Annotated in this window: 21 protein-coding genes and 1 tRNA gene; 13 read left to right on the top strand and 9 right to left on the bottom strand. The window is 71.1% G+C overall.

Features of this window, described 5'->3' with window-relative positions:
- Positions 1-56: 56 nt before the first annotated feature.
- The gene (locus tag OHU35_RS20790) at positions 57-1,547 is read left to right on the top strand and encodes an aminopeptidase P family protein (protein ID WP_189727246.1); all 1,491 of its coding nucleotides are present in this window, start codon (positions 57-59) and stop codon (positions 1,545-1,547) included.
- A gap of 49 nt (positions 1,548-1,596) precedes the next feature.
- Here OHU35_RS20790 and OHU35_RS20795 read toward each other — a convergent pair whose 3' ends face one another.
- Positions 1,597-2,406, bottom strand: a complete 810-nt coding sequence (locus tag OHU35_RS20795; protein ID WP_405506315.1) for a triphosphoribosyl-dephospho-CoA synthase — start codon at positions 2,404-2,406, stop codon at positions 1,597-1,599.
- Between the two features lie 9 nt (positions 2,407-2,415).
- Positions 2,416-3,051, bottom strand: a complete 636-nt coding sequence (locus OHU35_RS20800; protein ID WP_405506317.1) for a hypothetical protein — start codon at positions 3,049-3,051, stop codon at positions 2,416-2,418.
- Positions 3,052-3,234: 183 nt separating this feature from the next.
- On the opposite strand from OHU35_RS20800, the gene OHU35_RS20805 reads away from it, so the two are divergent.
- Positions 3,235-6,228: a glycine--tRNA ligase gene (locus OHU35_RS20805; RefSeq protein ID WP_405506319.1), complete on the top strand. Its 2,994-nt coding sequence runs from the start codon at positions 3,235-3,237 to the stop codon at positions 6,226-6,228.
- Between the two features lie 89 nt (positions 6,229-6,317).
- On the opposite strand, the gene OHU35_RS20810 is transcribed toward OHU35_RS20805, so the two are convergent.
- Complete coding sequence (locus tag OHU35_RS20810) at positions 6,318-6,785, bottom strand: ATP-binding protein (RefSeq protein ID WP_189727242.1); 468 nt, start codon at positions 6,783-6,785, stop codon at positions 6,318-6,320.
- 244 nt (positions 6,786-7,029) lie between these two features.
- Between OHU35_RS20810 and OHU35_RS20815 the strand changes: the two genes are divergently transcribed.
- The 9 genes from OHU35_RS20815 to OHU35_RS20855 all read left to right on the top strand — a co-directional run bounded on the left by OHU35_RS20815 (position 7,030) and on the right by OHU35_RS20855 (position 16,903).
- Positions 7,030-7,842 (top strand): hypothetical protein, encoded by an 813-nt coding sequence (locus OHU35_RS20815; RefSeq protein ID WP_189727241.1) that lies wholly within the window; start codon positions 7,030-7,032, stop codon positions 7,840-7,842.
- A 161-nt stretch (positions 7,843-8,003) separates the two neighbouring features.
- Entirely contained in the window at positions 8,004-8,747 is a 744-nt protein-coding gene (locus tag OHU35_RS20820; protein ID WP_189727240.1) for a YcnI family protein, read from the top strand.
- 94 nt (positions 8,748-8,841) lie between these two features.
- Positions 8,842-9,495 carry an SCO family protein gene (locus OHU35_RS20825; RefSeq protein ID WP_189727239.1) on the top strand — a complete coding sequence of 218 codons (654 nt, stop codon included), beginning with the start codon at positions 8,842-8,844 and terminating at the stop codon, positions 9,493-9,495.
- Positions 9,492-9,965 carry a copper chaperone PCu(A)C gene (locus tag OHU35_RS20830; RefSeq protein ID WP_189727238.1) on the top strand — a complete coding sequence of 158 codons (474 nt, stop codon included), beginning with the start codon at positions 9,492-9,494 and terminating at the stop codon, positions 9,963-9,965. Before OHU35_RS20825 ends, OHU35_RS20830 begins: the two co-directional genes overlap by 4 nt.
- A 13-nt stretch (positions 9,966-9,978) precedes the next feature.
- A complete protein-coding gene (locus OHU35_RS20835; RefSeq protein ID WP_189727237.1) occupies positions 9,979-11,994 on the top strand; it encodes a copper resistance CopC/CopD family protein in 2,016 nt (671 codons plus the stop codon).
- A 6-nt stretch (positions 11,995-12,000) separates the two neighbouring features.
- Positions 12,001-13,290 carry an iron uptake transporter deferrochelatase/peroxidase subunit gene (efeB, locus tag OHU35_RS20840; RefSeq protein WP_405506323.1) on the top strand — a complete coding sequence of 430 codons (1,290 nt, stop codon included), beginning with the start codon at positions 12,001-12,003 and terminating at the stop codon, positions 13,288-13,290.
- A gap of 62 nt (positions 13,291-13,352) precedes the next feature.
- The gene (gene pheA, locus OHU35_RS20845) at positions 13,353-14,285 is read left to right on the top strand and encodes a prephenate dehydratase (protein ID WP_189727235.1); all 933 of its coding nucleotides are present in this window, start codon (positions 13,353-13,355) and stop codon (positions 14,283-14,285) included.
- Between the two features lie 540 nt (positions 14,286-14,825).
- The gene (serS, locus tag OHU35_RS20850; RefSeq protein WP_189727234.1) at positions 14,826-16,103 is read left to right on the top strand and encodes a serine--tRNA ligase; all 1,278 of its coding nucleotides are present in this window, start codon (positions 14,826-14,828) and stop codon (positions 16,101-16,103) included.
- A complete protein-coding gene (locus tag OHU35_RS20855; protein ID WP_405506326.1) occupies positions 16,100-16,903 on the top strand; it encodes an HAD family hydrolase in 804 nt (267 codons plus the stop codon). The genes serS and OHU35_RS20855 overlap by 4 nt, the downstream gene beginning before the upstream one ends.
- 27 nt (positions 16,904-16,930) lie before the next feature.
- Here the strand turns inward: OHU35_RS20855 and OHU35_RS20860 are convergent.
- From OHU35_RS20860 to OHU35_RS20885, 6 genes are all read right to left on the bottom strand, one after another.
- Positions 16,931-17,034, bottom strand: a tRNA-OTHER gene (locus tag OHU35_RS20860).
- Between the two features lie 268 nt (positions 17,035-17,302).
- On the bottom strand, positions 17,303-17,599 hold the full coding sequence (locus tag OHU35_RS20865; protein WP_405506328.1) for a hypothetical protein: 297 nt from the start codon (positions 17,597-17,599) through the stop codon (positions 17,303-17,305).
- Positions 17,600-17,701: 102 nt separating this feature from the next.
- The gene (locus tag OHU35_RS20870; protein ID WP_189727231.1) at positions 17,702-18,421 is read right to left on the bottom strand and encodes an ABC transporter permease subunit; all 720 of its coding nucleotides are present in this window, start codon (positions 18,419-18,421) and stop codon (positions 17,702-17,704) included.
- Positions 18,422-18,430: 9 nt separating this feature from the next.
- Positions 18,431-19,342: an ABC transporter ATP-binding protein gene (locus OHU35_RS20875; RefSeq protein WP_184593781.1), complete on the bottom strand. Its 912-nt coding sequence runs from the start codon at positions 19,340-19,342 to the stop codon at positions 18,431-18,433.
- On the bottom strand, positions 19,339-20,256 hold the full coding sequence (locus OHU35_RS20880; RefSeq protein ID WP_189727230.1) for an ABC transporter permease: 918 nt from the start codon (positions 20,254-20,256) through the stop codon (positions 19,339-19,341). Before OHU35_RS20880 ends, OHU35_RS20875 begins: the two co-directional genes overlap by 4 nt.
- Positions 20,246-21,214, bottom strand: coding sequence for an ABC transporter ATP-binding protein (locus tag OHU35_RS20885; protein ID WP_359891548.1), 969 nt, complete (start codon positions 21,212-21,214; stop codon positions 20,246-20,248). The genes OHU35_RS20880 and OHU35_RS20885 overlap by 11 nt, the downstream gene beginning before the upstream one ends.
- Before the next feature lie 178 nt (positions 21,215-21,392).
- On the opposite strand from OHU35_RS20885, the gene OHU35_RS20890 reads away from it, so the two are divergent.
- Together OHU35_RS20890 and OHU35_RS20895 are read left to right on the top strand one after the other, a co-directional pair.
- Positions 21,393-23,150 carry an SDR family oxidoreductase gene (locus tag OHU35_RS20890; protein ID WP_405506331.1) on the top strand — a complete coding sequence of 586 codons (1,758 nt, stop codon included), beginning with the start codon at positions 21,393-21,395 and terminating at the stop codon, positions 23,148-23,150.
- Positions 23,151-23,302: 152 nt separating this feature from the next.
- A complete protein-coding gene (locus OHU35_RS20895) occupies positions 23,303-23,851 on the top strand; it encodes an RNA 2'-phosphotransferase (RefSeq protein ID WP_189727228.1) in 549 nt (182 codons plus the stop codon).
- Positions 23,852-23,885: the final 34 nt, after the last annotated feature.

Genomic DNA, 23,885 nt, shown 5'->3' on the forward strand with positions numbered 1-23,885 from the left:
GGGCCGCTTCCGCGCCGCCGTACAGTTGAGGACGGTCCAGTGCCGTATCGAGGAGGATGACCGTGGCGGAGGAGCTCACCCCGGCAGTGCCTGATTCTGCTGCTGACGCAGCGGGCCCGGACGAGAGCGAAGAGCCGATCAAGCAGCGGAAGAACGGACTGTACCCCGGCGTGTCCGACGAGCTTGCCGAGAACATGAAGAGCGGCTGGGCCGACACCGAGCTGCGTGACCTCGAGCCCGTCCCCCAGGCCGCCGAGACCGCCGCCCGCCGGGCCGCGCTGTCCGCGCGCTTCCCGGGCGAGCGTCTGGTGATCCCCGCGGGCAACCTGAAGACCCGCTCGAACGACACCGAGTACGCCTTCCGCGCCTCCGTCGAGTACGCCTACCTCACCGGCAACCAGACCGAGGACGGTGTCCTGGTCCTGGAGCCCAAGGGCGAGGGCCATGAGGCGACGATCTACCTCCTGCCGCGTTCCGACCGGGAGAACGGCGAGTTCTGGCTGGACGGCCAGGGCGAGCTGTGGGTCGGCCGCCGCCACTCCCTGACCGAGGCGGAGCAGCTGTACGGCATCCCCGCCTCCGACGTGCGCGAGCTGGCCGGGGCGCTGGGCGAGGCCACCGGTCCGGTCCGGGTCGTACGCGGGTACGACGCCGGCATCGAGACCGCGCTGACCGACAAGGTCACCGCCGAGCGCGACGAGGAGCTGCGGGTCTTCCTCTCCGAGGCGCGGCTGGTCAAGGACGACTTCGAGGTCGGCGAGCTGCAGAAGGCCGTCGACTCGACCGTCCGCGGCTTCGAGGACGTGGTGAAGGTCCTCGACAAGGCCGAGGCGACCTCCGAGCGGTACATCGAGGGCACGTTCTTCCTCCGCGCGCGCGTGGAGGGCAACGACGTCGGCTACGGCACGATCGCCGCGGCCGGCCCGCACGCCTGCACGCTGCACTGGGTGCGCAACGACGGGCCCGTGCGGTCGGGCGATCTGCTGCTGCTCGACGCGGGTGTGGAGACGCACACGTACTACACGGCGGATGTGACGCGCACGCTGCCGGTCAACGGGCGGTTCAGCGAGCTCCAGAAGAAGATCTACGACGCGGTGTACGAGGCTCAGGAGGCCGGGATCGCGGCCGTGCAGCCCGGCGCGAAGTACCGGGACTTCCACGATGCCGCGCAGCGGGTGCTGGCGGAGAAGCTGGTCGAGTGGGGGCTCGTCGAGGGGCCGGTGGAGCGGGTGCTGGAGCTGGGGCTTCAGCGGCGGTGGACGCTGCACGGCACGGGTCACATGCTCGGGATGGATGTGCACGACTGCGCGGCCGCGCGGACCGAGACGTACGTCGACGGTGTGCTGGAGCCGGGGATGTGCCTGACCGTCGAGCCCGGGCTGTACTTCCAGGCCGACGATCTGACCGTGCCGGAGGAGTACCGGGGTATCGGGGTGCGGATCGAGGACGACATCCTCGTGACCGAGAGTGGCAACCGGAACCTGAGTGCGGCGTTGCCCCGGCGGTCGGATGAGGTCGAGGCGTGGATGGTCTCCGTCAAGGGTTGAGTTCGGTCCCGCGGGTGCGTGGGGGCTGGTCGCGCAGTTCCCCGCGCCCCTAGAAGGCTCCGTCCAGGAAGAGCGCGCCCGCCAGTAGGGGCGCACTGCCGCTCGGGCTCCAGGCTCGGCTGGTGAGGTCGGCGTCCAGAGCTCGCAGAGCCTCGGTACCCGGCTCCGTCGCCGTGCCGCCCGCCTCCAGCACACCCCGCGCTCCCGCCTGGACATGGCGCAGGCCGATCGGGCCCGCGGTGTGGAGCAGTTCGGTGTCCTGGAGGGTGGACATCACCGTGAGCAGGGCGTTCAGGCGGGCCTCGGGCTCGTCCGCGCCCTGGGCGCGGGATGTGGCGAGGGCGGTCAGGGCGCGGCGGACGTGGGGGAAGCCGGCCCTGGCTTCACCCCGCGCGCCGGCCGCGCCGTAGCGGGCCGACACCGTGGAGCCGCGTGAGGGGCGGCGCGGGGCGCGGCGGTCCGGGTGGGCGGCGATCTGCTTGGCCAGGGCCGTCGTGTCGGCCGGCCGCGCCCCCGGGTTCAGCGCCGCCGCGGCGACCAGCAGGCCGAGCGTCCACAGGGCGCCCCGGTGGCCGCCGCCCGTCAGACCCACGGTGTGTTCGGTGGAGCGGCCGATCGCGCCCAGTTCCGCCCGGAGCCGGGCACTGGGCTCGCCCGTGCGGCGGGCCGCGGCGGCCATCGCCGTGAGGCCGGGCAGCAGCGCCCTGGCCGACCAGCGCAGGGCGCTGTGGTCCCGGCGGGTGATCCGGGCGGTCAGATCGCGCGGGTCGGGCAGGCCCGGCTTGGGGGCCAGGGCCAGTTGGCCGACCAGCGCGTCGACGGCGGCCTGCGCGAGCGATTCGTCCTCACGGCTGTTCATCGCCGTACCTCAGGCAGAGGGGGAGGACGAGGGAGCGGGGGCGCCGCTCGGGGGTGTGCCGCCTCCGCCGCCGCTGCCCGCGCCCGTGTTCTCGGCGTCGGGGTCGATGCCCAGGGTGAGGAAGCCCTTGTAGCCCTTGGACGGGTCCTTCTTGCGCACCGCTTCAAGCGTGAGCAGGCCGCTGAAGGCGCCGCCGCCGTAGACCATGTCGTCGGCGGTGGAGCCGTCCTCGCTCTCGGCGGGGGCCGAGCCGCCGGGGTTGGCGGTGGTGTAGCCGGAGTAGTAGCCCCAGGCGTCGCAGTGCCAGATCTCCACGGCCGCGCCGGGGACCGGGGTGCAGCCGTCGGTGGCGTCCACGACGGTCAGGCGCAGCGTCAGCGGAACGCCGCTCTTGCCCTCGGTGATGTTCTTGCGGACCAGCGCGCCGTCGAGGTAGTACGGCCCCTCCGTGACGCTCGACATCAGCTGCATGCAGGTGCCGGAGCTCGCGGAGGAGGTGGCCGTCGCGGTGGTCGTGGCGGTCGTCGTGTCCGCGAAGGCCGACGGGTAGCCGGCCGCTGCCAGGCCGCCCGCGGCGACCGTGCCGCCCGCGACCGCGAGGGCGCGGCGCCGGGTGATGGAGGTGTTCTTGTGGTTTCCCGTCATGGAACGGAGAACCTAGGGACGCCACCCGTCAGGTTCGTGAGGCCGGGCTGAGAGCCCGCTGTGAATCGACCGGAAGCATCCGGCCAACGGGCCGCGGGTCAAAAAACAGCAGGTCAGCGGTAGTTGGCGTGTGAGATCATGGCCGACCTTGCCGGGCCGACTCGGGGAACAGGCGATTCGATCATGAAGAACGTCCAGACGGCGCTGACCATGCAGGACGCCGTCCTCACCCTGCAGAAGTACTGGAGCGACAACGGCTGCATGATCACGCAGCCGTTGAACACCGAGGTCGGAGCCGGTACGGCCAACCCGTCCACGGCGCTGCGCGTGCTCGGTCCCGAGCCCTGGAGCGTGGCCTATGTGGAGCCGAGCGTGCGGCCGGACGACTCGCGCTACGGCGAGAACCCCAACCGGCTCCAGACGCACACCCAGTTCCAGGTCATCCTCAAGCCCGACCCGGGCAACCCCCAGGAGCTGTATCTGGGCAGCCTGAGGGCGCTCGGCGTCGACCTCGGCGCGCACGACGTGCGGTTCGTCGAGGACAACTGGGCCTCACCCGCGCTCGGCGCCTGGGGGCTGGGCTGGGAGGTCTGGCTGGACGGCATGGAGATCACCCAGTTCACCTACTTCCAGCAGGTCGGCGGTGTCGCCCTGGATCCGGTTTCGGTGGAGATCACGTACGGCCTCGAGCGCATCCTGATGAACCTTCAGGGCGTGTCCCACTTCAAGGACATCGTCTACGCGCCGGGCATCACATACGGCGAGGTGTTCGGCCAGAACGAGTACGAGATGAGCCGCTACTACCTCGACGACGCCGACCTCGACACCAACCACCGGCTCTTCGAGGCGTACGCGGCCGAGGCCCGGCGCCTGCTCGACCTGGAGCTGCCGGTCCCGGCGTACATGTACGTGCTCAAGTGCAGCCACACCTTCAACGTGCTCGACGCGCGCGGCGCCATCAGCACCACCGAACGGGCCAAGGCGTTCTCGCTGATGCGCTCTCTGACGCACGAGTCGGCGAAGTTGTGGGAGCGGCGGCGGGCCTCGCTTGAGTATCCGCTCGGCGTGGCGGCCGCACCGGCCCCGGCCGAGCGGCCCGCGCTGCCCAAGGTGCCCGGCGTCGAGACGCTGCTGTTCGAGATCGGCGTGGAGGAACTGCCGTACGCGGACGTGCCCGCCACCACCGAGGCGGTGCGCGAGTCGGTCACCGCCAAGCTGGCCGCGACCCGGCTGGGGCACGGCGCGATCACCGTGATGGCCACACCGCGCCGGATCGTCATCACGGTCGACCTTGTGCAACCGCGCGAGCGGGACACCATGCGGACCGTGCGCGGCCCCAAGGCCGCCGCCGCCTACAAGGACGGCGCCCCCACCCCCGCGCTCCTCGGCTTCGCCCGCAGCCAGGGCGCCGAACCGTCGGATGTACGGGTCGTCGACGTCAACGGCGTCGAATACGTGGCGGTCACCCGTCACGAGGAGGGGCGTTCGGCCGTCGAGGTGCTCAGCGAGCTGCTGGCCGAGGTCGTGTCCGGACTGCGTGCCGGGCGCAACATGCGCTGGAGCGACCCGGGGCTGTCGTTCTCGCGTCCCGTGCGCTGGCTGCTCGCGCTGCTGGGGCGTACTCCCCTGCCCGTGGTGGTCTCCTCCCTCTCCGCAGGCGACACGACACGGGTGCAGCGTCAGGCCCCCTATCCGGAGGTCCGGGTGACCTCCGCCGAGGGCTACCCGCACTTCCTGCACATGCACGGCATCCTGCTCGACCGGGAGTCCCGGCGCGGCGCGGTGGTCCGCGGTGCCCTGGAGGCGGCGGCCGAGGTCGGCGGGCGGATCGACGTGGAGGGCCAGGCCGGTCTGATCGACGAGATCACCGACATCCTGGAGTTCCCCTACGCCGTGCGGGGGTCGTTCGACGAGCGCTATCTCGAACTGCCCGCGAGCGTCCTGACCACCGTGATGCGCAAGCACCAGCGCTATCTGCCGGTGCTGGACGGCGAGCGCCTCATGCCGCACTTCGTCACCTTCGCCAACGCCCTGTGCGACGACGACGTGGTGCGGGCGGGCAACGAGGCGGTGCTGCGGGCCCGTTACGAGGACGCCGCGTTCTTCTGGCGGGCGGACCTGAAGGTGCCGCCGGCGGAGTTCAGGAGCCGGCTGGACAAGCTGACCTTCGAGGACCGGCTCGGTACGGTCGCCGACCGCGCCGAGCGCCTCGCCGTCCTCTCCCTCGATCTGGCCGGGCGTGCCGGGCTGGCTCAGGAGGCGGTGGACGTCGTCCGGCGCGCAGGTGCGCTGGCGAAGTTCGATCTGGCGTCCCAGATGGTGATCGAGTTCTCGGGACTGGCCGGGGTGATGGCCGAGGAGTACGCCCGCCGGTCCGGCGAGTCCGCGGAGGTCGCCCGGGCCCTCGCCGAGATGGAGTTGCCGCGCTCCGCCGGCGGTGCCCTTCCCGCCGGGGACGCGGGGGCCGTGCTGTCGCTCGCCGACCGGTTCGACCTGGTGACCGGCATGTTCGTGATCGGCGCCGCGCCGACCGGGAGTTCCGATCCCTACGGGGTGCGCCGGGCCGCGATCGGGCTGCTCAACGTGCTGCGGAGCCTGCCCTCCGTGGCCGGGATCCGGGTGCGCGACGGCCTGCGCGCTGCGGCCGTACGGTACGCCGCGCAGGGCGTCGAGGTGCCCGCCGAGCGGGTCGCCGAGGCCGCCGAACTGATCACCCGGCGCTATGAGCAGCAGCTCACCGACGCCGGGCACGAACACCGGCTCGTCCAGGCCGTCCTGGTGTGGGCCGACCGGCCCGCCCACGGCGACCGGACGCTGGCCACGCTGGAGCGGCACATCGGCACGGAGGCGTTCGAGGCACTCGCCGCCGCGTTCCAGCGCGTCGTGCGCATCCTCCCCGAGGGAGGCGTGGAGACGGCGGACCTGTCCCTGCTGACCGCGCCCGCCGAGCTGCGCCTCGCCGAGAGCGCCGAGGCCGTACGCCAGGCGCTGCACGGCCGCGAGGACGACCTCGGAGCACTGATCGAGGTCTCCGGGCCGCTGGTCGACGCGATCAGCGCCTTCTTCGACGAGGTGCTGGTGATGGACCCCGACCCGGCGGTCCGTGCGGCCCGGCTGGGGCTGCTCACGCAGGTGGCGGGGCTGGCGCGGACGACGTTGGACTGGGGTGCGCTGTAGGGACAGACATGGCAGCAGACGTTTCACGTGAAACATGGCGGTGGTTTTTCACACGGCGGTCGTGTTTCACGTGAAACACCGCTGCGGGTTCAGACCGCCATCAGCGGCGCGGCGCCCTCGCGCCACTTGAGGACCTTGTCGAAGCTCACCACGGCCCCGCCCCGGCCCGGCTTGTTGCCGATGTGGACGTGGTCGGCGAGCTCCTGGATGAGGCACAGCCCTCTGCCGTTCTCCGCGTCGGAGTGCGCGGGCCGGACCGGCGGGCGGGGCCGGGCGGCGGAGGACGCGGGGAAACCCGGGCCCGCGTCGGCGACCTCGATCCGGCACTTCTCGCCGTCGAGGTAGGCCGTGACCCGGTACGCCTCGGAACCAGGGCCGCGTGCCATGTCCCCGCCGTGCTCCACGGCGTTCGCGCAGGCCTCGCTGAGGGCGACGGAGAGATCGTAGGAGATGTCGGGGTCGACGCCCGCGGTCTCCATCGTGCCGATCAGCAGGCGCCTGGCGAGGGGCACGCTGGCAGCTTCGCGCCGCAGATGGAGTGACCACCAGATGCTCATGCTCCAGCCTCCTGGCTGCGGCTCGACATACCGTTACGTATTGCCCCGAGTCCCCGCATGTAAGCGTGAAGTTGACGTGACGCCGCCCATACGGCGGATGCGCGCTGGTCCTGATCGGTGTATGTGGGAGCGAACATCGGTGTAAGTGGGGGCGCGCGGGGCCAGAGGGTGACGTTCCGGTCGTACGGCATCTTGCGGACCTGCCGCACGAGGCCCGCGGGGCCAGTGCGATGATGAGCCCGCCATGACTGCCCCCCACGCGCGCGCGACGCGCTCCGGACACCCGCTCCGGATCCTGCGGGCCGCGGTGTTCGCCGCGGTCTGCGTCGTGCTGGCCGGGGCAGGTCACGCGCTGGCGTCGTGCGAGGGCATTCCGCTGTGGACGCTGGGCGCCGGGTTCCTCGGGGTGGTCGCGGTGGCGGCCCCGCTCGCGGGGCGCGTGCGCTCGCTGCCGGGCATCGCGGCACTGCTCGCGGTCGGCCAGACGGTCCTGCACACCCTGTTCGGACTCGGCCAGCACGGTACGGCCGCCACCACGTCCTCCGTGCCGACGGGCGCGAGCGACGCCGCGCTGGTCCAGCAGGCCACGCGGCTCCTGTGCGGCACCACGGCGGCGGCGATCAGCCCGGCGCAGGCCCACAAGCTCCTCACCGACGCCCGGCTCCAGCCGACGGGCAGCGCCCACACACACGTGACCACGGACGCCGCACCGGCCTCGCTGTGGCCGTCCCTGCCGATGCTGCTCGGCCATGTCCTCGCGGCGATCGCCGCCGGCTGGCTGTTGCGCCACGGCGACCTGGCGCTGCTGCGGCTCACCGAACTGTCGGCGCAGGGCGTCACCGAAGGGGCGCTGGTGCGCTCCCTGCGGGCGGCGTTCGCGCTGGTGCGCGCCCTGCGTGCCGGCCTCCCGGGAGCGCCGGAGGCGCGTCCGCGCCCCGCGCACGCCGTGCGGCCCGTGCCGGAGATGCCGTGCACGACCGCACTGCAGCACACGGTGATCCGGCGCGGCCCGCCGGCCGTCACGGCTCCCGCTTCCGCACTCGCCCTCGCCGCCTGACGCGACGCGACCACCACTCCGCTTCTTCGGATGTCCCCGGATTCTTCTGAGTCCTCGGATTCCCGGACGGCTCGGAGGAGGGGCCGCCGTCGTGCGGCACGCGCGTGTGCGTGTATCCCTCTTCCTCATCCCGACCCGACTCACAGCGGAGTGCTCCTTCCATGAAGGCTTCCCGTATCGCCGCGGCCGGTGTCGCCGCCGGCGTCACCGTTCTCGCCCTGTCCGCTCCCGCCTTCGCGCATGTCTCCGTGCAGCCCGAGGGGACGGCCGCCAAGGGCGGCTACGCGGTCGTGGACTTCAAGGTCCCCAACGAGCGCGACGACGCCTCCACCACCAAGCTCGAGGTCAACTTCCCCACCGACCACCCGCTGGCCTCCGTCATGCCGGAGCCGGTGCCCGGCTGGGACATCAAGGTCACCAAGTCCAAGCTGGACAAGCCGCTGGAGATGCACGGCGAGAAGATCTCCGAGGCCGTCACCAAGGTCACCTGGACCGCCGACGGTGACGGCATCAAGGCCGGCTTCTTCCAGAAGTTCCCGGTCTCCATCGGCACCCTGCCCGAGGACGCCGACGAACTCGTCTTCAAGGCCCTGCAGACGTACTCCAACAAGGAGGTCGTCCGCTGGATCGAGGTGCCGCAGGAGGGCAAGGAGGAGCCCGACAACCCGGCCCCCGTGCTGGAGCTGTCCGCCGCCTCCGAGGACGGGCACCACGGCTCGTCGGGCGACGAGGCCTCCGACTCCGAGCCGGCCGAGAAGGCCTCCGCCAAGACCACCGCCGCCGAAAGCGACTCCTCCGACGGCACCGACACCACCGCCCGTGTCCTGGGCATCGTCGGCATCGTGGTCGGCGCGGCGGGCGTCGCCTACGGCGTGCTCGCCGGGCGTCGGCGCTCCAACGCCTGACGCCGCTTCCGTTGCACGGCGCGCACCGGGTCCTCGCCCCTCGGGCGGGGACACCCCGGTGCGCGCCGGGTCACCGACATCTGGGATTTTTTCTATGCGCACCAAGACCTTCGCCGCGGCCGCTCTGCTCGCCGCCGCCTCTCTGACCCTGACCGCCTGCGGCAGCGGCGGCGACAGCGACAAGCCCGTCGCCGTGGTGTCGGAGGAGGCCGGCACCGAGAAGGCCGCCACCGTCCTCGACAAGCCGTTCGAGAAGCCGGACCTGGTCCTCACCGACACGCAGGGCAAGAAGTACGACCTCCGCAAGGAGACCGAGGGCAAGCCCACGCTGATCTACTTCGGCTACACCCACTGCCCCGACGTGTGCCCGTCGACCATGAGCAACATCGCCGTGGCCAAGAAGCAGCTGCCCAAGGCCGAACAGGGCGATCTGCGCGTTGTGTTCGTCACCACCGACCCGGACCGCGACAACCCGGCCGAGCTCGGCAAGTGGCTCAAGGGCATCGACCCCCAGTTCATCGGCCTCACCGGCGACTTCGCGACCATCCAGGCCGGCGCCCGCACCCTCGGCATCTCCATCGACGCGCCGAGGAAGGACAAGAACGGCAAGGTCATCTCCGAGCACGGCACCCAGGTCATCGCGTTCTCGCCGAAGACCGACGGCGGCTATGTGCTCTACGGCGAGGACGCCACCGTCGACGACTACACCAAGGACCTCCCCAAGATCGTCAAGGGAGCGAACCCGTGAGGCGTCGACTCGGCCCGCCGGCCCTCGTCCTGGCCGGGGCACTGGCCCTGGCGGGCTGCGGCGGCTCGGACTCCGGCGGTGACTCCGCGGACGGGAAGGCGGAACTCTCCGTCGGCTCCGCGTACATGCCGCAGCCGGTCTCCGACGAGATGGCGGCCGGCTTCTTCACCGTCACCAACAAGGGCGGCGCCGCCGACGAACTGACCTCGGTCACGAGCGATGTCGCCGGGCAGGTCACCGTGCACGAGACCGTCGGCGGAGCCATGCAGGAGGTCAAGGACCTGAAGGTCCCCGCCCACGGTGAACTGGTGCTGAAGAGCGGCGGCGACCACCTGATGTTCGAAGAGTTGAAGCGCAAGCCCAAGGAAGGCCAGACGGTCACCCTCGAGCTGCGGTTCGCCCGCTCAGGCCCCGTCAAGGTCGAGATGCCGGTGAAGTCGGCGACCTACCGCCCGAAGACCGGACACTGAGGGAGGGACCCCTGTGACGCAGACCATCGCCCCCCGCGTCCGGAACCTGGTGCTGCTGCTCCTGGCCGCGGCCTGCGCACTCTTCGCGGGAGCGGGCCCGGCCTCCGCGCACGCCGCGGTGACCGGCAGCGACCCCGGGCAGGGGGCGGTGGTCCAGGAGGCCCCGGCCCGGATCTCGCTCACCTTCTCCGAGCAGGTCGCGCTGTCCGACGACTCGCTGCGCGTGCTCGACCCCGACGGCAAGCGCGTCGACACGGCCGAGCCGTCCAACGTGAGCGGCACGACGTATGCCGTGGGGCTGAAGCCGGGCCTGCCCGACGGCACGTACACGGTGGCCTACCAGGTCGTCTCCGCGGACAGCCATCCCGTCGCCGGTGCCTACACCTTCTCCATCGGCGCCCCCTCCAAGACATCCGCGTCGGTCTCCCAGCAGGCGACCGACGACGGGGTCGTCGGCTGGCTGTACGGCACCGGGCGGTATGTGTCGTACGCCGGGTTCATCGTGATGGCCGGCGGCGCCGCCTTCGTCCTCGCCTGCTGGCGGCGCGGCTCCGGGGTGCGGCCGGTGCAGCGGTTCGTCGTCTCCGGGTGGCTCGCGCTCACCGCCGCGACCCTCGCCCTGCTCCTTCTGCGCGGCTCCTACACCGGCTCCGGGAAGGTCGCCGACGTCTTCGACCTGTCCCTGCTCGGGCAGGTGCTGGAGACCAAGACCGGCGCGGCCCTGGTGTCCCGGCTGCTGCTGCTCGCCGCGGCGGCACTGTTCATCTCCGTGCTGTTCGGAGCGTACGACAAGCGCGAGGACGCCCAGGAGAAGCGCGACCTGACCTTCGGTCTCGCCGTCGGCGGCGTTGTCGTGGCGGCCGGTCTCGCCGCGAGCTGGGCGATGTCCGAGCACGCCTCGGTCGGGCTCCAGGCGTCCCTCTCCATGCCCGTCGACGTCATCCACCTGCTCGCCGTCGCCGCGTGGCTCGGCGGGCTGGGCGCGCTCCTCGTCGCCCTGTACCGGGCACCAGCCGACGCGCCCGTCGACGCGGCGGCCGTACGCCGCTTCTCCCGTGTCGCCTTCGGCAGCGTGCTCGCGCTGATCGCGACCGGGACGTACCAGTCCTGGCGCCAGCTCGGCTCCTGGTCGGCCTTCACCGACACCCGGTACGGGCAGCTGCTCCTGGCCAAGATCGCCCTCGTGGTCGTCCTGGTCGGCGTCGCGTGGATCTCGCGGCGCTGGACAGGGCGGCTGGTGGAGGCCGTGTCGGCATCGGCGGAGCGGGAAATGGCGCGAGTCGGTGCGGGCGCTGATGCCTCCGGCGGCACAGACGCCGACGCCTCCGGCGAAGACCGGACCGGCACGAGCACCGGCCATGACGCCGACGAGCAGCCTGACCCCGAGCCCGACGACACTGAGCCCGACGAAGCGGAGCCCGCCGATACCGAGCCCGCCGACGCCGAGCGCGCCGCGCAGCTCGCCCGGCAGCGGGCCGCTCGGGACACCGCCCGGCAGAAGCAGCTGCGGGACTCCGACCCCGACCGTCTCGGCCTGCGCCGCTCCGTGCTGGCCGAGGCCGGCATCGCGGTCGTCCTGCTCGCCGTCACCACCGTGCTGACGCAGACCGAGCCGGGCCGTACGGAGCAGGAGGCCAAGGCGGCCGCCTCGTCCTCCGCATCCGCCTCCGCCGACGCCGGAGCATCCGGGGCGCTGACCCTGAACATGCCGTTCGACACCGGCGGCGAGGACGGCAAGGGCATCGTCACGGTCGACCTCGACCCCGCACGCGTGGGCGACAACGAGATGCACGTCTACGTGGAGCGGCCCAACGGCCGGGCCTTCGACATCCCCGAGGTGAAGGTCGACTTCACCCTGAAAGCCAAGGACATCGGGCCCCTGCCCGTCGTCCCCGACCACCTCGCTACCGGACACTGGTCGGCGAACGGAGTGCAGATCCCCATGGCCGGCGACTGGCAGGTCGACGTCACCGTGCGGACCTCCGACATCGACGAGGTGACCGTCTCCAAGAACGCGCAGATCGGCTGAACGACCATGGTTGACCAGTCCATTCCGGAGGCCCGTACTTCCGGCACCGCCCCGGGGGAGACCGAAGCGGCCTCCGCCGGGGAGGGCATCTCACGGCGCCGGATGCTCGGCACCGCCGGTGCCACCGGGCTCGTGCTCGGTACGGCGGGCGCGGCCGGGGGATACGCCGCCGCCCCCTCCGAGGCCGCCACGCCGCTCACCTCGCTCGGCACCGACCGGGCGATGTTTCACGGGAAACATCAGCCCGGCATCACCGACGCCCTCCAGGCCCGCGGCCACGTCGTCGCCTTCGACCTGGCGGCGGGCGCCGGCCGCAAGGAGGCCGCCGCCCTGCTGCGCCGCTGGTCGGAGACGGCCCGGCGGCTGATGGCGGGCGAGCCGAGCGGGCACGACGACACCGACGTGGCCCGGGACGCCGGACCCTCGTCACTGACGATCACCTTCGGCTTCGGCCACAGTTTCTTCGCCAGGACGGGCCTGGAGAAGCAGCGCCCGGCCTCCCTCGACCCGCTGCCCGAGTTCTCCTCCGACCGCCTCGACAAGAACCGCAGCAACGGCGACCTGTGGGTGCAGATCGGCGCCAACGACTCCCTGGTCGCCTTCCACGCCCTGCGCGCGATCCAGAAGGACACCGGCTCGGCGGCCCGCATCCGCTGGCAGATGAACGGCTTCAACCGCTCGCCGGGCGCCACCGCCCACCCCATGACGGCCCGCAACCTGATGGGCCAGATCGACGGCACCCGCAACCCGAAGCCGGCCGAGTCCGACTTCGACCAGCGGATCTTCGTGCCGGAGAAGGGCGACCCGGCCTGGATGGCGAACGGCTCCTACGCCGTCGTACGCCGGATCCGCATGCTCCTCGACGACTGGGAGAGGCTCTCCGGCACAGCGCAGGAGGACGTGATCGGGCGCCGCAAGTCCGACGGGGCGGCACTGTCCGGGGGCACCGAGACGACCGCGATGGACCTGGAGAAGACGGACGCCAAGGGCAACCTGGTCGTCCCGATCAACGCCCACGCCCGGATCACCCGGCCCGACCAGAACGGCGGCGCGGCGATGCTCCGCCGTCCCTTCTCCTTCCACGACGGCATCGACACCGACGGAGTGCCCGACGCCGGCCTGCTCTTCATCTGCTGGCAGGCCGATCCGCTGCGCGGCTTCGTGCCGGTGCAGCGCAAGCTCGACCGCGGCGACGCCCTGTCGCAGTTCATCCGGCACGAGTCGAGCGGGCTGTTCGCGGTGCCGGGCGGGGCCACGGAGGGCGAGTACGTGGGGCAGAAGTTGCTGGAGGGGTGAGAGTTCGTCTCTGGGCGGTCTTGTGGGGGATGTCGATTCCGCGAGCCCATTAGGGTGAGGTCATGCCAGCGAGCTATGCGTATCTCGGCCCTGAGGGCACCTTCACCGAAGTCGCCCTGCGCACGCTTCCCGAGGCCGCCACCCGGGAACTCACCCCGTACGTTTCCGTCCAGTCCGCGCTCGACGCCGTACGAACCGGCGAGGCCGAGGCCGCGTTCGTGCCGATCGAGAACTCCGTCGAGGGCGGCATCACCACCACGCTCGACGAGCTGGTCGCCGGCGCCCCGCTGATGATCTACCGCGAGGTGCTGCTGTCGATCACCTTCGCGCTGCTCGTCCGCCCGGGCACCGCGCTGTCGGACATCAAGACGGTCTCCGCCCACCCGGCCGCCCAGCCGCAGGTGCGCAACTGGCTGAAGAAGCACCTGCCGGACGCGCACTGGGAGTCGGCCGCCTCGAACGCGGACGCCGCCCGGCTGGTCCAGGAGGGCCAGTACGACGCCGCCTTCGCCGGCGAGTTCGCGGCCGCCCGCTACGGCCTCGAGGCCCTGGAGACCGGGATCCACGACGCGGAGAACGCCCAGACACGGTTCGTGCTGGTCGGCCGGCCCGCCCGGCCCGCGGCGCCGACCGGCGCGGACAAGACGTCCGTCGTGCTGTGGCAGCGCGACGACCACCCCGGCGGTCTGCGCGACCTGCTGGGAGAGTTCGCCACGCGTGGCATCAACCTGATGCTGCTCCAGTCCCGGCCGACCGGCGCGGGCATCGGCAATTACTGCTTCTGCATCGACGCCGAGGGCCATATCTCCGACCGCCGGATGGCCGATGCCCTGAAGGGCCTGAAGCGGATCTGCCTCCAGGTGCGCTACCTCGGCTCCTATCCGCGCGCGGATATGCGGCCCGAGGATGTCCAGCCGCCGCGGCTGGGGACGTCGGACGAGGAGTTCGTGGAGGCGGCGGACTGGGTGGCGCGGTGCCAGGACGGCCGGTTCTAGGCCGGTTCCAGACCGGTTCCAGGCTGTCGTACCTGCTGATTGTCGTTATCCACAGAAGTTATCCACAGGTGAGCTTCTCGACCTGGGGACAAGTCGACAACGAAACGTGAGTCAGTCGACAAATCGCCCTACAGGCCCCTGATGCGTCCATCGACGGGCAGGTCACCCTTCGTCCACCGTTTTCCTTTGCGTAACTCTTCGGGGTGACCTGAATCCACTCGAAAGTGAGGATAGAGCGGGTTTACACCGGGAATTCTGAGGGGTGATCGGACCTTCCGGAGTGATCAATTCCGAAGTCCACAGATCTTCCACACAGCCTGTGGATAACTCTTCGGCAGGTGTGGATCCCTGTGGACAACTGAACCCCAAGTCCCCGCCCCCGCAAGGGATTCGAGTCAATGCGACGCCTCCGAGGTGCCCCGTTCCAGGGAGAGACGGGCCGTTTATTGACACTGCGCGCAATTCCCCCATAACGGTACGTAATGCGCAGCCGGAATAGTGAGTCGTGGGCGGTCATCGCGCACCGGTAGCCTTGGGCTCGTGATTGACCTTCGCCTGCTCCGTGAGGACCCCGACCGTGTGCGCGCCTCCCAGCGCGCCCGTGGAGAGGACGTCGCGCTCGTCGACGCCCTCCTGTCTGCCGACGAGCGGCGCAGGTCGTCCGGCGTCCGCTTCGACGAGCTGCGCGCCGAGCAGAAGGCGCTCGGCAAGCTCATCCCCAAGGCGGCCGGGGACGAGAAGGCCGAGCTGCTGAAGAAGGCCGGCCAGCTCTCCGCCGACGTCAAGGCGGCCGACGCGGACCGCGACGCGGCAGACACCGAGACCCAGGAGCTGCTCCAGAGGCTCGGCAACCTCGTCCACCCGGACGTGCCCGTGGGCGGCGAAGAGGACTTCGTCACGCTGGAGACGCACGGCACGATCCGCGACTTCGCCGCCGAGGGCTTCGAGCCCAAGGACCACCTGGAGCTCGGCCAGATCCTCGGCGCGATCGACGTCGAGCGCGGCGCCAAGGTCTCCGGCTCGCGCTTCTACTTCCTGACGGGCATCGGCGCGCTCCTGGAGCTCGCCCTGGTGAACGCGGCGATGGCCCAGGCCACCGCGGCCGGCTTCACCCCGATGCTCACCCCGGCCCTGGTCCGCCCCCAGTCCATGGCGGGCACGGGCTTCCTCGGCCAGGCCTCCCAGGACGTCTACCACCTCGCCGACGACGACCTCTACCTGGTCGGCACGTCCGAGGTGGCGCTGGCGGCGTACCACATGGACGAGATCCTCGACGCCGATCGCCTCCCCCTGCGCTACGCGGGCTTCTCGCCCTGCTTCCGCCGCGAGGCCGGTTCGCACGGCAAGGACACCCGGGGCATCTTCCGCGTGCACCAGTTCGACAAGGTCGAGATGTTCTCCTACGTCGCTCCGGAGGACTCGCAGGCGGAGCACCAGCGGCTGCTGGAGTGGGAGAGGCAGTGGCTGACCTCCCTGGAGCTGCCCTACCGCGTGATCGACGTGGCCAGCGCCGACCTGGGCGCCTCGGCCGCCCGCAAGTTCGACTGCGAGGCGTGGATCCCGACCCAGGGCAAGTACCGCGAGCTGACCTCGACCTCGGACTGCACCGAGTTCCAGTCCCGCCGGCTGTCGATCCGCGTCCGTGACGGCAAGCAGGTCAAGCCGCTGGCCACGCTCAACGGCACCCTGTGCGCCGTACCGCGCACGATCGTCGCGATCCTGGAGAACCACCAGCAGGCCGACGGCTCGGTGCGCGTGCCCGAGGTGCTGCGCCCGTACCTGGGCGGCCGGGAGGTCCTGGAGCCGGTGTCCAAGTGACCAACGGTTTCCCCTACAAGCTGATCGCCACCGACCTCGACGGGACGCTGCTGCGCTCCGACGAGTCGGTGTCGCAGCGCACCCGTGACGCGCTCGCCGCTGCCACCGCGGCGGGCGCCGCGCACATCGTCGTCACCGGCCGCGCGGTCCCGTGGACCCGGCACATCCTCGACGACCTGGGCTACCAGGGGCTGGCCGTCTGCGGCCAGGGCGCGCAGGTGTACGACGCCGGTGCCCACCGTCTGCTGACGTCGGTGACGCTGGACCGGCAGCTGGCCGGGGTGGCGCTGGCCAAGATCGAGGCGGAGGTCGGCCCGCTGTACCTGGCCGCGAGCCGCGACGGTCTCGACGGAGAGGTGCTGGTGGGCCCCGGCTACGCGGTCCAGGGCACCCTTCCCGCGACGCCCTTCGCGGACGCGTCGGACCTGTGGACCGCACCGCTGAACAAGCTGTACATCCAGCACCCGACGCTGTCGGACGACGAGCTGTGCGAGGTGGCCACGCGCACCGCAGGCGGTTTCGTCAGCGTCGTCATGGCGGGCGAGGGCATCGTCGAGCTCCTCCCCCTGGGCCTGTCCAAGGCGACCGGCCTGTCCCTGGCGGCCCGCCGGCTCAAGGTGAAGGCGGCCGGCACGATCGCCTTCGGCGACATGCCCAACGACATACCGATGTTCGCCTGGTCCTCCTACGGTGTCGCCATGGCGGACGCCCACGAGGAGCTGAAGGCCGTGGCCGACGAGGTGACGTCCTCGAACGAGGAGGACGGGATCGCTGTGGTGCTGGAGCGGTTGCTGGGCTGAACGTCTGGCCTGTTGTTCGGTGCTCGGCGGAGGATGCACGGATCGAACGTGCGCGGGCTTCCAGCCCGACCATGACTCGCTTCTGATCAACCACAGCGCGAGCCAGTGCCTTACCACTCGGCCAATCCTCCGGGTGGGCGGCCCACGCGAGTGCGATTCGCGTGCTCGAAGCGGCCGCCCCGGGCAGCTCCCCGTATGGGGCGAGCTCTACGGAGTGGGGTAGCGACTACTCCGGAGCCCGCCGCGGGCTGCCCTGAAGGGAGCTGGACGTACTGCCGTGCATGGACATCGTCCCGCTCCTCTCCCAGAACTCGGCGCCGGACTTCCTTGCCCGGCGGGGTGAACACAACCACTCTGCCCGCCGGGCGAATTGGACGCCACCGATTAAATCGCCCGGCCTCAGCGCCTGCGCCACCTGCGCCGCCGGACCTTGCTGAAGAACCAGCCCGCGGGCGGCTCGTCGGAGCGCCAGGGCTGCGGCTCCGGCTCCTCACGGCGCCAGCGCTCGGCGAGCATCCGGGCCCGGGCGGACGGCTCGGAGGTCCCGGCGGAGCGTATGAAGTCGTCGTCCAGAACGAGGTCGTCCCACGCATCGTCTCCAGGCCCGGACCCAGCCCTGGGCTCGGACCTGGCCCCGGACCCCGGCTCGGACCCGGCCTGATCGCCGTCCTCGTACTGAGCCCTCTCGCCCGCCATCCCCGTCTCCTCCCAGCCGTCCAACTCCCGTGTGGTTCCCCTACATCCCGTTTGCCCAGTGTGCCCCGACGGGGGTGAAGCCCCCGTCAAGGCCCGGGCACGTCACTCCTCGCCGGCGAGCGTCAGCGAGCGCAGCTTCTGACCGGCGAACCAGGTGGCCAGGACCGTGACGCCCACCAGCAGCACCGTCGCCGTCGTCAGGCCGACGTCCGAGGTCACCAGGGTCCCGCCAGACACCTTCTGGGCCACGGCCAGCGACCACTGCTGGACGCTCAGCGTGCGGGCGCCCGGCACCAGGGAGCCGAACAGGGCCTCCCAGACGAGCGCGTAGACGAGACCGAACACCACCGCGTGCCGGGAGACCGTGCCGAGCAGCAGGAACAGGGCCGCGTACGCGATGGACGCGACGAGCGCCGCCACCGTGTAGGCCACGGCGATCTGCTGGCCGTTGCCGTTCAGGATGAAGCCCGCGATGAGCGTCGGCACCGCCGAGAACACCATGGTCACGGCGACGGCGACGATCAGCTTGGTGAAGATGATGGTCGGCCGTTTGATCGGCTTGGACAGCAGGTACACCACCGAGCCGTCGTCGATCTCCGGCCCGATCGCGCCGGTTCCGGCGATGACGCCGATGAGCGGCACCATCGTGGCGAGGGCGAGCCCGCCCAGCAGGTCGGAGGCCGTCTGGTCGTCCGCCCCGGCGAGAACGCGCACCGCCACGGCGATGACGATCAACAGCAGGGGCAGGGCACCGAGGATGAGGGCCCGGCGCCGGCCGAGCAGGGCCCGGTAGGTGAGCCGGGCGACTGTGGGGTCATACATCAGGGCCTCCTACGCCGCGACCAGGTACGAGAAGACGGACTCGAGGGACTCGTCGGACGGCGAGACCGTGAGCAGGCGGATGCCGTGCTCGCGCGCCACACGCGGCAGCAGGGCCGTGAAGCGGCCGAAGTCGACGGCCTGGATGCGCAGCGCGCCCTCGGCGTGGTCGACCTCGATCCCGGACGTCGACGGGTCGGCGATCAGCGCGGCCGCGAGGGCGCGGTCGTCGCTGGAACGCACCAGGTAGCGGTGCGGCCGGTCGGTCATCAGGCGCCGGATCTTGCGGAAGTCGCCGCTGGCGGCGTGCCGCCCTGCGACGACGACCTCGATGTGCCAGGCGAGTTGCTCGACCTCTTCGAGGATGTGGGACGAGAACAGCACCGTGCGGCCCTCGTCGCCCATGCGGCGCAGCAGGTCCATCAGCTGCATGCGCTGGCGCGGGTCCATGCCGTTGAAGGGTTCGTCCAGCAGGAGCAGGGACGGGTCGTGGACCAGGGCGGAGGCCATCTTCACGCGCTGGCGCATGCCCTTGGAGTACGTCTGGATCTTGCGGTCCTGCGCGTACTCCATCTCGACCGTGGCCAGGGCCTTCTGGGCCGCCTTGGCGCCCAGTCCGTGCAGCTCGGCGTTGGCCAGGACGAACTCCTTCCCGGTGAGGAAGTCGTACATCGCCTCGCGCTCGGGGACGACGCCGATGTGGCGGTAGATCTGCTCGTTGCGCCACACGGGCTGGCCGTCGAGGGTGACCGTGCCGGTGGAGGGGGCCAGGAAGCCGCCCATCATGTTGATGAGGGTGGACTTTCCGGCGCCGTTGGGGCCGAGGAGGCCCGTGACACCGGGGCCGATGGTCATGGTGATGTCGTTGACGGCGACCACGTTGCCGAACCAGCGGGAGACGTGGTCGATGGAGAGCGTGGTCACAGTCCCACCTTCTTGTAGCGGCGCATCAGGAGGCCGTAGCTCGCCGCGATCAGGCCCAGGACGACGAGGACGAAGACGACGCCCTCGGCGTTGCTCGGGCCCACCCCGCCGGGGAAGGCGGAGGTCGCGCCCAGGAACGCGGACTGCACCCCGTCGACGAGCGTGATCGGCGAGAACAGCCCGATCAACGGCACGGCGTCGCTGCTGCCCTGGACGTCGGCGATGGCCTGCAGGGTGGAGACCGCGCCGTAGGTGATGGTCAGCACGGCGATCACGGCCGCGATGCCGAAGCCGCGGCGCGGGGTGAAGGACGCGATGACCAGGCCGATACCGGCGAACAGCAGTGAGAGCAGTGCCACGGAGACGAGTCCCTGTGCGAACCCCTTGGTCTGGTCCGCGAAGTCGAGCTCGGCCAGCAGCGCGCCCACGTAGAGCACGAGCAGGGGAGCGGCCGTGAGGACGAAGAGCGCCGAGGCCAGCGCCGCGAACTTGGCGCGGACGTAGTCGGCGGTCTCGATGGGCCGCGAGAAGTACAGCGGCACGGTCTTGAAGCGCAGGTCCCGCGAGACGGACTGGGGTGCCTGCGAGGCGACGTACAGGCTGATGACCGCCTGCATGACGATCGCGTAGCGCGTGTAGTCCACGGGCAGGGCGTTGGCCTTGGTGGCGACCGCGACGGCGACCATGATGGCCGCGGGCACGCACATCACCACGAACAGCAGCATCGGCAGCACCTTGGACTTCACCGAGCGGCCGAGGCCGTAGGAGCCACGCAGGGACTGCGAGTACAGGGAGCGGCGGGCGTAGGCGCGGCCCAGGCGGGGGCCGTCGTAGGTGCGGTAGCCGATGTTGTGGATGCGGGTCTGGTCACCCGGTGCCGGGGCGGATGTCCCCGTGGAGTGCTCAACCGCCATGGCCGACCGCCTCCTTCCGCTGCTCGTGCTCGTCGCTGCTCGTGAAGACCTCGGAGATGTGGTGCCGGCGCTGCTCCATGCGCACCAGGCCGAGTCCGAGGTCGGCGATCACGTCCCGGACCAGGTCGTACGTCTCCTCGCCCTGGGCGGTGAGCAGCAGGACGTGGCCGGCGCCCGGCAGGCCGCTGCCGTCCTCGACGCTCACCCCGCGCGCGTGCAGCGCGTCGCGCACCGCGCGGGTGCCGTCCGGGTGCTCGTCGGTGTCGGTGACCTCGATCGCGAGGGTCGTCGTGGTCTGGGTGAAGTCGGTGGTGGAGCTGGAGCGCAGGAGCTTGCCGCCGTCGATGACGACGACGTGGTCGCAGGTGCGCTCCAGTTCGCCCAGCAGGTGCGAGGTGACCAGGACCGAGATGCCGAAGTCGGTGTGGATCCGGCGGATCAGGCCGAGCATCTCGTCGCGGCCGACCGGGTCGAGGCCGTTGGTCGGCTCGTCCAGGAAGACCAGCTGCGGGTCGTGCACCAGGGCCTGGGCGAGCTTGACGCGCTGCTTCATGCCGGTCGAGTAGCCGCCGATGGGGCGATAGCGCTCCTCGTACAGGCCGACGTGGCGCAGGGTGTCGGCCGTGCGCTCGCGCGCCGCCGTGGGCGGCAGGCCGGACATGCGCGCCATGTGGACGACGAACTCGGTGGCCGAGACGTCCGGCGGCAGGCAGTCGTGCTCGGGCATGTAGCCGACCCGCTCGCGGATGTCGGCACCCTTGGTGGCGACATCGAGGCCGAGCACGTCGGCGCGGCCCTCGGTGGCGGGGGACAGACCCAGCAGGATCTTGATCAGTGTGGACTTGCCGGCTCCGTTGGCTCCGACGAGTCCGGTCACACCGGGCCCGACGTCCACGGAGAGCCGGTCAAGCGCGGTCACCCTCGGGAACCGCTTGCTCAGGCTTTCGGTCGCGATCACAGTCACCCTTCGAAGGTAGGGGCCGCGGGCGTGGCGGTCGTCACTCCGCAGAGCTGTATTCGGGTCACCCTCGAGTAGTACGGGCCCTTAGGGGACCTGCTGCCTGAGAGTTACCACGACCGGGGAGCGGCCGCCCCGCGCTATTGACGATTTCTCTAACAACTGCCAGATTCGCCGGATGACGTTGCTCACGGGCGCGCGGGAGCGCTGGGTACGGACCGGCGAAGTCGAGCTGTGCGTGGCCGAGATGGGCGATACCCGTCGCCCGACGGTCGTCCTCGTGCACGGCTACCCCGACAGCAAGGAAGTGTGGTCCGAGGTCTCCGCACGTCTCGCCGGGCAGTTCCACGTGGTGGCGTACGACGTCCGCGGCCACGGCCGCTCGACGGCGCCGCGGCCGCTGCGGGGCGGGTTCACGCTGGAGAAGCTGACGGACGACTTCCTGGCCGTAGCGGACGCGGTCAGTCCGGACCGGCCCGTACACCTGGTCGGGCACGACTGGGGCTCGGTGCAGGCCTGGGAGTTCACCACCGTCCGGCGCACCGAGGGCCGTGTCGCCTCCTTCACCTCGATGTCCGGGCCGTCCCTGGACCACTTCGGGCACTGGATCAACCGGCGCGTGAAGCGGCCCACCCCGCGCCGGGCCGGCCAGCTCCTCGGGCAGGGCGCGAAGTCCTGGTACGTGTACCTGCTGCACACGCCCGTGCTGCCCGAGCTGGTCTGGCGCGGTCCGCTCGGCAAGCGCTGGCCGAAGGTCCTGGAACGGGTCGAGAAGGTGCCGCGCGGCGACTACCCGACCTCGTCCCTGCCGTCGGACGCGGCGCACGGTGCCTGGCTCTACCGGGACAACGTGCGGCCCCGGCTGCGCAGGCCTCGCCCGGACGCGCACGCCCACGCGCCCGTGCAGCTCATCACGCCCCTGGAGGACCGGTTCCTGTCGGAGCGGCTCCACGACGAGCTGGAGCAGTGGGTTCCGCGGTTGACCCGCAGGACGCTCCCGGCGGGGCACTGGATCCCGCGCACCCGTCCGGATCAACTCGCTTCGTGGATCGGGGCTTTCGTGACGTCCGTCGAGGACGGCGGGTCCCCGGCGGCGGCGAGCGGGAAGCACGCCGAGCGGTTCTCCGGGCAGCTCGTGCTGGTCACCGGGGCGGGCAGCGGCATCGGGCGGGCGACGGCGCTCGCGTTCGCGGAGGCCGGCGCCCGTGTGGTGGCCGTCGACCGGGACGCGGAGGCCGCGGCCCGCACCGCCGAGTCGTCCCGTCTCATGGGCGCCGCGGCGGCCTGGGCGGAGACGGCCGACGTCTCCGACGAGCAGGCCATGGAGAAGCTCGCCGAAAAGGTCACCCTCGAGTACGGGGTGGTGGACGTCCTGGTGAACAACGCCGGGATCGGGCTGTCCGGGTCCTTCTTCGACACCACGCCGGAGGACTGGAAGAAGGTCCTCGACGTCAATCTGTGGGGCGTGATCCACGGCTGCCGGCTCTTCGGCCGGCGGATGGCCGAGCGCGGGCAGGGCGGCCACATCGTCAACGTGGCGTCTGCGGCGGCGTACCAGCCGTCCCGGGCCCTGCCCGCCTACAGCACCTCCAAGGCGGCCGTGCTGATGCTCAGCGAGTGCCTGCGGGCGGAGCTCGCCGGGCAGGGGATCGGCGTGACGGCGGTCTGCCCCGGCATCGTCAACACCGCCATCACGTCGACGGCGCACTTCGCGGGGGTCGACGCCCAGGAGGAGACGCGGCTCCAGCAGCGCGCCGCCCGTCTGTACGGGCTGCGGAACTATCCGCCGGAGAAGGTGGCCGCCGCGATTCTGCGGGCGGTGGTGCGCGACGAGGCGGTGGTTCCGGTCACGCCGGAGGCACGGGGTGCGCGGGTGCTGTCGCGGTGGGCGCCGGGGGTGTTGCGGGGGATCGCGCGGGTGAAGCCGCCGATGTGAAAGGCTGCGCGGCGGGCCCAAGGCCCTTGTCTTGAGGGCCCGTTGTCCACAGAACCGCCAATTCCCCTGTGGATAACCATACTTGGCTGTGGATCAAACCTCGGAAGCAATACTCGATCGCGTGATTCCCGTCTCTCCCGCACTCTGGTGGGATGGACGAAAGACGCACCGTCAAGGTGTCGAAGTATCTCTCGAAGCATCTGCGCCATCAGCCGGAGCGGATCGGGCTGGCGCTCGACGAGGGCGGCTGGGTGGAGATCGACACGCTGATCGCAGCGGCCGCCGCGCACGGCTTCCGGTTCACCCGGGACGAACTGGACCATGTCGTCACCACCAACGACAAGCGCCGTTTCGCCGTCGAGGGCACCCGGATCCGTGCCAGCCAGGGCCACAGTGTCGAGGTCGACCTCGGGCTGCCGCAGGCGACCCCGCCCGCGCACCTCTACCACGGCACCGTCGCCCGCAACCTGGACGCGATCCGTGTCGAGGGACTCAGGCCGATGAACCGGCACGACGTGCACCTCTCACCCGACCGCGAGACGGCGACCCGCGTCGGTGCCCGCCGTGGCCGGCCGATCGTCCTGACGGTGGACACGGCCGCCATGCACCGGGACGGCCATGTCTTCCGCGTGAGCGCGAACGGCGTGTGGCTGACCGAGGCCGTACCGCCGCGCTATCTCCGCTTCCCCGCACCCCACTGACCTGCTGAGCGCGTACAGCCGCCGACGGTGACTT

Source organism: Streptomyces purpurascens, assembly GCF_045040895.1.
GTDB classification, from domain to species: Bacteria; Actinomycetota; Actinomycetes; order Streptomycetales; family Streptomycetaceae; genus Streptomyces; species Streptomyces purpurascens.

Excerpts from the sequence above, each read along its gene's own strand:
- OHU35_RS20790 (WP_189727246.1), top strand. The coding sequence starts at position 57 with ATGACCGTGGCGGAGGAGCTCACCCCGGCAGTGCCTGATTCTGCTGCT.
- OHU35_RS20795 (WP_405506315.1), bottom strand. The coding sequence starts at position 2,406 with ATGAACAGCCGTGAGGACGAATCGCTCGCGCAGGCCGCCGTCGACGCG.
- OHU35_RS20800 (WP_405506317.1), bottom strand. The coding sequence starts at position 3,051 with ATGACGGGAAACCACAAGAACACCTCCATCACCCGGCGCCGCGCCCTC.
- OHU35_RS20805 (WP_405506319.1), top strand. The coding sequence starts at position 3,235 with ATGAAGAACGTCCAGACGGCGCTGACCATGCAGGACGCCGTCCTCACC.
- OHU35_RS20810 (WP_189727242.1), bottom strand. The coding sequence starts at position 6,785 with ATGAGCATCTGGTGGTCACTCCATCTGCGGCGCGAAGCTGCCAGCGTG.
- OHU35_RS20815 (WP_189727241.1), top strand. The coding sequence starts at position 7,030 with ATGACTGCCCCCCACGCGCGCGCGACGCGCTCCGGACACCCGCTCCGG.
- OHU35_RS20820 (WP_189727240.1), top strand. The coding sequence starts at position 8,004 with ATGAAGGCTTCCCGTATCGCCGCGGCCGGTGTCGCCGCCGGCGTCACC.
- OHU35_RS20825 (WP_189727239.1), top strand. The coding sequence starts at position 8,842 with ATGCGCACCAAGACCTTCGCCGCGGCCGCTCTGCTCGCCGCCGCCTCT.
- efeB (WP_405506323.1), top strand. The coding sequence starts at position 12,001 with ATGGTTGACCAGTCCATTCCGGAGGCCCGTACTTCCGGCACCGCCCCG.
- pheA (WP_189727235.1), top strand. The coding sequence starts at position 13,353 with ATGCCAGCGAGCTATGCGTATCTCGGCCCTGAGGGCACCTTCACCGAA.
- OHU35_RS20865 (WP_405506328.1), bottom strand. The coding sequence starts at position 17,599 with ATGGCGGGCGAGAGGGCTCAGTACGAGGACGGCGATCAGGCCGGGTCC.
- OHU35_RS20870 (WP_189727231.1), bottom strand. The coding sequence starts at position 18,421 with ATGTATGACCCCACAGTCGCCCGGCTCACCTACCGGGCCCTGCTCGGC.
- OHU35_RS20880 (WP_189727230.1), bottom strand. The coding sequence starts at position 20,256 with ATGGCGGTTGAGCACTCCACGGGGACATCCGCCCCGGCACCGGGTGAC.
- OHU35_RS20890 (WP_405506331.1), top strand. The coding sequence starts at position 21,393 with ATGACGTTGCTCACGGGCGCGCGGGAGCGCTGGGTACGGACCGGCGAA.
- OHU35_RS20895 (WP_189727228.1), top strand. The coding sequence starts at position 23,303 with ATGGACGAAAGACGCACCGTCAAGGTGTCGAAGTATCTCTCGAAGCAT.